Origin of the sequence: Actinomadura sp. KC345, assembly GCF_004348515.1 — a bacterium.
Lineage (GTDB): Bacteria > Actinomycetota > Actinomycetes > Streptosporangiales > Streptosporangiaceae > Spirillospora.
Genome location: NZ_SMKH01000406.1, coordinates 1 through 5663 on the forward strand (window position 1 = coordinate 1; position 5663 = coordinate 5663).

The following is a 5663-nucleotide window of genomic DNA, read 5'->3' on the forward strand; positions in this document are numbered from 1 at the left end:
CGTTCGGTGGTTTTGGCGAGGGGGAAACACCCGGTCCCATTCCGAACCCGGAAGTTAAGCCCTTCAGCGCCGATGGTACTGCATGGGAGACTGTGTGGGAGAGTAGGACACCGCCGGACTCATATTGCTGGAAGGGCCCCGCCGAAAGGCGGGGCCCTTTCTCATTTCTACGGTACGGACGCCTGCCTTCCATCTCCACAACTTCACCAGTGAATGACATTATCCCGTCCGCTCAGGCCAACAAGAATTCAACATCAACAACGCGGGCGCGGTGGAGCTGGCAGCGCCGGGCACCGTCCCAAGCCTGCGGAAGCTGAGGCTGAACCGGTCGGCGACCGCCGATCTCGGCCCGCTGCGCGCCCTGCCGGTCGTGACGCTGGCTGACGGTGCGAGCGAGGCAACCCTTGAGGCGCTGGCCTCGCATCCGACCTTGCGGGCGCTCGCGCTGGGCCGGGATGGTGAAGGGCCGGTCCGCGTCGCGCCGCTCCGGACGATGTCCCGCCTCTATGGCTTCGATCTGTCCGCCACGCCGCACGTCCCCGGCCTGGACGTGCTGCAGGGGATGAGCGACCTGGGCTACCTCGCGCTGCGCCCCGACCAGCGGGATGGAACGCCCCCCTCGTCGAGATCGTCGAGTGGGCAGGGCGCCCGGTGTGGACACCGTCGACGTGCTGTGGGGCAGCAGACACCTCCCGCCCGTGGGGCCGAACCGGCTGCCGCCCGGCGGTCGGAACCGCGGCCGAGTCCCGAGGCCGGGGGCCTCGAAACCATCGCCACCGTACAAAGCCGTCGCCACCGATCATGAGAGGGAGCGCCACATTGCCTGACGAACGGATCACCGGACTGCTCGACCGGCTGGCCGCGCAGGTGCCGCGGAAGGCGCCCGACGGCTGGACGCGCGCTGTGCTCACCGGAAGCGCGTCCAGGCCGAGCGCCGGCGGCGCCATCGACTACGAGCTGCCCGCGGGTCGGACCGCGCGCGTCTTTCCCGATTACGACGACCTCTTCGCGCTGTACAGGGCGCTTGGCTGGAACGCCGTCCACGTGGAACTCGCGGCCGACCCGTCCGGCGCGTACCACGCACTCGCCATCGACGCCGCCGTCTCGCCGTGGATGGTCGGGGAGGGCTACGACGCTGTGCTCGACGCCCGCCGGTGACCCCGAGACCGCGGCGACCAAGCTGCGCGAGTACCTGGAACGGCGTTCCCAGCTCATCGAGGAGGACCGGCGGCCGGCCGCTCCCGCCTCCGCCGACGCCATCGCGGCCGCCGAGCGCACCATGGGGGTGGAGCTTCCCGCAGACCTGCGGGTGATGTACGAGGTCGCTGACGGTGACGGCGACGACGGCATCTTCGAGGGGCGCGTCTGGCTGCCCTTGGAGGAGGTCGTCCAGGCGCACGAGGGGCATCGCAGGCGCGTCTGGTTCGGCTGGAACCTGGGCTGGAACGCCGTCGTCTTCGACGCCGACCCGCCGGAGACGGTGCGGCGCTGCACCGGCCACCCCGGCTGGATTCCGTTCGCCTACGACTACGGAGGCAACTATCTGGCGGTGGACATGAGCCCGGCCCGCGCGGGACGTCCCGGCCAGGTCATCGCCATCGGACGCGACCACGAGAAGGGTCCGGCGCTCGTCGCGGGCTCGGTGACAGACCTGCTCGGCGACTACCTCGATCTCTGGACCGCGGCGACTACGACGCTGGTCCCGGCTATCTGGATCTCCCGCGTGAGCGGCCGCCCCGGCGCAGGGTGACCACGGTCCTCGATCTGACGAAGGAGCCGCCGGACGAAGCTGAGCTGTCCGGTGTCCAGGAGATCCTCGTCCACCACGGCGGCGAGATCGACCTGCCACCCTTGGGTGCCGCGCCGTCCCTGCGCTCCTTGCGCCTCAACCGCGCCCGCGTCCCGGACCTGAGCCCGCTGCGCGACCTGCCCCTGGAGCGGCTGTCGGTCACCGCGCGCGACGGCGACCTGGTCTCCCTCGCCCCTCACGGCACGCTGCGCACGCTCAGGCTGGCCTCCGCCGGAACGCCGGTAAGCATCGCTCCGCTACGGGACCTGCCGCGTTTGAGCGGCCTGGACCTGACCAGCGCGGAGGTCGCGGATCTCGATGTGCTCGCCGACCTGGACGGGCTCCGCTACCTGGCGATGCGCCCGGACCAGTGGCAGGCTTCGACGCCCCCGCCCGCACTGGCCGCGGCCTCCCTCAAGGGCACGGTGACGCTCGGCGCGGCGATCCGCTGGGCGGTCGGTCTCGGAGGCGACACCGGCAACGTCGTCCGCCATTCGGGCCACGTGACCTGAAGCCGAGGAGCGCAGATCGGCTGGATCACCGTCGGCCGCCATCACCTGAGCGGTGTTCGCTCGACGTCCACTGCGAGTATCAGGCCATCGATGAGGCGGAGCCGCCGGCCGGTGGTCGTGGCCGCGCAGCGGTGACGACGGTGCGGTGAGCAGTGCCGCCTCAGCGAGCAAGCGTCCTGCTGCGGCGCCGGTCGTCGCGAAGCATGTGGGCACCTCGTGATCATGACTCCAGGTCGGTCAGGTACGCCTGGACGGCGTCCAGTTCGTCCTCGCTGAAGACGCGGATGCCCGAGCGGCGGAGCAGCGCGGTCGTCACGCCGGTGCCCTTGGTCGAGGTCCCGGTGAACGTGCCGTCGTAGACGCGATGGGTGCCGCAGGACGGGCTGCCCTCCTTGAGCAGCGCGACGCGAGCGCCGGAACGGCGTGCCGTGTCCAGGGCCAGGTGGGCGCCTTGGAGGAATTCGTCCGTGACGTCCTTGCCGGTGTCCGTGACGATGCGGGCCGTTCCGTCGAGGACGTCGCCGCCGTCGCCTCCGACGATCTCGGCGGGCGGGCGTGGGACGGCCAGGCCGCCCGAGATCTCGGGGCAGAACGGGACGAGGCGGCCCTCGGCTCGCCAGCGTTCGAAGAGGTCGCCGGCCACCGGCTTGGCCGCGCCGTCGTAGCGGACGGGACGGCCCGCCAGGCAGGAGCTGACCAGTATGCGTTCCACGTCAGCCAGCCTATGCGCGGCACTTCGAGCAGGCCGCCATCGTACGCAGGCCATTGGTACAGCTGCGGCGGGGGAGTTCGGTGGTGCACGGCCGACCGCTTCGTAACGCACGAGTAACGATCCGGACTGATGAGACATATGGTCGAAACGTCTCGCCCGATGCAGTACCGTTTCCGCCATTGACGTGAGGTGGGTCACGGAGGACACGAGGGACGCGATGCGCGCTGTCCGTGCCGCCGGTGCGAGGGCCTGATGGCCGGGCGCACCAGGATGGCCAGAACGGGGCCGGGCAAGGCGGAACGGGCCGCGGCCAGACCGGTCAGGGCGAGGTCGGTCAAGTCGAGGATCGTCGTCCTGCTGATCCTTCCGGTGGTCGCCCTGATCGTCCTGTGGGCGTTCGCGGCGGCGCAGTCGCTGGAGGACGGCCTGCGGCAGTCCCGTGCGCGCACGTTCACCGAGAAGGTGCTCGAACCGACCGACCAGGTGATCGCCGCGCTGCAGGACGAGCGCCGCATGTCGCTGTCGTACTTGGGCGACGACGCCACGATCGGGCGGTCCGGGTTCGACGCGCAGCGCGCCGAGACCGACCGCGCCCGCGAGCTGTTCCGCGGCTCGGCGGCCGGCGACGGGATCGCGGGCGCCACCCGTCCCGAGACCAGGGAGCGGATGTCCCGGCTGGCGGACGCGCTGGGCGGGCTGGAGGCGCTGCGCCAGGTGGTGGACGCGCGGACGCTGAACCGGGCCCAGGCCCTCGGCCGGTACACCGAGTACATCGAGCTGGCCGCGGAGATCTACGACGAGGTGCATTCCCTGGACCCGGCGCTGGTGCGTGCCGACCGGGTGCTGCGCACGCTGGAACGCGCCAGGGAGAACCTCGCCCGCGAGGACGCGCTGGTCACCGGCGCGCTGGCGGCCGGGTCGCTGAGCGAGGAGGAGCACCTGCAGCTGGTGCGGTTCGCCGGGACGCACCGGTTCCTGTACGGGTACGCGTCGCGCGGCCTGCCCCCGGACGAACGGGCCCGCTACGAGAAGATCATGTCCGGCCCGCAGTTCACCCGCTTCAAGGAGCTGGAGGACAGGCTGATGCGCGGCGGCCCCACGGAGGAGCGGCCGGCCGTCGACATCGGCGCCTGGCACACCTCCACCGAGGACGTCGACTGGCGGCTGACCGAGTTCTCCAACGCGATCCGCTCCGCCAACACCGCGCAGGCGAAGGACGAGGCGAACGCGGTGCTGCTGCGGCTCGGCCTCACGGGCGGGCTCGGGCTGGTCGCGGTGGTCGTGGCCGTCCTGGTCGCGATCCGGGCCGGTCGACGGCTGGTCGTGGAGTGCCGCGAGATGGCCGCGAGCGTCACCGCGTTCGCCGACCGGCGGCTGACGGAGATCAGCGAGCGGGCCCGGCGCGGCGAGCCGGTGCGCGACGACGCCGGGGACGAGGCGGGCGCGGCGTTCCGGGTGACCGAGATCGAGCAGATCGACCGGGCGTTCGCCGAGGCCCGGCGGGCGGTCGTGCGGGCCGCCGAAGGCGAGGCGGCCGCGCACAAACGGCTGAACGAGGTGTTCGTGACCCTGGCCCGCCGCAACCAGTCGCTGGTGCAGCGGCTCCTGCGGATGCTGGAGGGGATGCAGCGCGGCACCGAGGACCCCGACGAGCTGCGGCGGCTGTTCGAGCTGGACTCGCTGGCCACCCGGATGCGGCGGCACGCCGAGGGCCTGGTGATCCTTTCCGGGCGGCCGTCCGGGCGCAGCTGGCGCGACCCCGTCCGGCTGGTGGACGTGGCGCGTGCGGCGGTGTCGGAGATCGAGGACTACGCCCGGGTCGATGTGGTGCCCATGGGCCGTGCCGCGCTGCGGGGCCCGGCCGTCGCCGACACCATCCACCTGCTGGCCGAGCTGATCGAGAACGCGGCGGCGTTCTCCCCGCCCGACAGCGCGATCCGGGTGACCGGGCAGAGGGTCGTGCACGGCTTCGCGCTGGAGGTCGAGGACCGCGGACTCGGCATCGAGCCGTCCCTCCTGGCCCAGGCGAACCGGCTGCTGGCCACCGACCCCGAACTGGACCTGGACGACAGTGCCCGGCTCGGCCTGTTCGTGGTGGCCCGGCTGGCGGCCCGGCACGGGATCCAGGTGTCGCTGCGCCGCTCGCCTTATGGGGGTTTGGTCGCCATCGTGCTGATTCCTGAGGAACTGGTGGTCGAAGCGCAGGCGAGCCGCCCGTCCGGGAGCGAGGAAGGGGCTCGGGCCGGATTGCAGGCCGTCCCGGGCGTCCGCGGTACGGCCGAGCGGGACCTGCGGTTCCGGCCCGCCGAGACGACCGACCCGGTCGTGCGCGCGGACGCGACCGCGTCCCCGCGGGCGGCGGCCTCGGGGGAGTTCCCGCTGCCGGCGCGGCGCCGCCAGGCGAGCCTTGCGCCCCGGCTCCGGGCGCGGCGGGAGCAGGAGGCCGCCGACGCGGGCGCCGAGCGCTCACCGGAGGCCGCACGCGACCTGATGTCGGCGTTGCTGCGGGGCCGGCACCGCGCGGAGACCGAACACGCCGGGGACACCGAACGCACCGGGGACACCCAGCACACCGGGCACACCGAACTCACCGGGGACGACGAGAACGTCGCTTTCACCGAAACCGGTTCCGGTCCGTACGAGACCGGGG

The 5663-nt window shown here is 72.2% G+C and carries 6 protein-coding genes and 1 rRNA gene; 6 read left to right on the forward strand and 1 reads right to left on the reverse strand.

What is annotated here, in order from left to right; translation table 11 throughout:
- Positions 1-2 precede the first annotated feature (2 nt).
- The 5 genes from rrf (at position 3) to E1281_RS36720 (ending at position 2301) form a co-directional block, all read left to right on the forward strand.
- A 5S ribosomal RNA gene (rrf, locus tag E1281_RS36700) occupies positions 3-119 on the forward strand.
- 152 nt (positions 120-271) lie between these two features.
- Entirely contained in the window at positions 272-805 is a 534-nt protein-coding gene (locus tag E1281_RS36705; protein ID WP_131884307.1) for a hypothetical protein, read from the forward strand.
- Positions 806-819: 14 nt separating this feature from the next.
- Positions 820-1158: a hypothetical protein gene (locus E1281_RS36710; RefSeq protein WP_131884308.1), complete on the forward strand. Its 339-nt coding sequence runs from the start codon at positions 820-822 to the stop codon at positions 1156-1158.
- 55 nt (positions 1159-1213) lie between these two features.
- Entirely contained in the window at positions 1214-1750 is a 537-nt protein-coding gene (locus tag E1281_RS36715; protein ID WP_279433686.1) for an SMI1/KNR4 family protein, read from the forward strand.
- Positions 1747-2301: a hypothetical protein gene (locus E1281_RS36720; RefSeq protein ID WP_131884310.1), complete on the forward strand. Its 555-nt coding sequence runs from the start codon at positions 1747-1749 to the stop codon at positions 2299-2301. The genes E1281_RS36715 and E1281_RS36720 overlap by 4 nt, the downstream gene beginning before the upstream one ends.
- Before the next feature lie 220 nt (positions 2302-2521).
- Here the strand turns inward: E1281_RS36720 and E1281_RS36725 are convergent, their stop codons facing one another.
- The gene (locus E1281_RS36725) at positions 2522-3013 is read right to left on the reverse strand and encodes a DUF523 domain-containing protein (protein ID WP_131884311.1); all 492 of its coding nucleotides are present in this window, start codon (positions 3011-3013) and stop codon (positions 2522-2524) included.
- Between the two features lie 270 nt (positions 3014-3283).
- Here E1281_RS36725 and E1281_RS40840 point away from each other — a divergent pair.
- Positions 3284-5663: nitrate- and nitrite sensing domain-containing protein (locus E1281_RS40840; RefSeq protein WP_165959264.1), on the forward strand; the 2380-nt coding region annotated here is incomplete at its 3' end.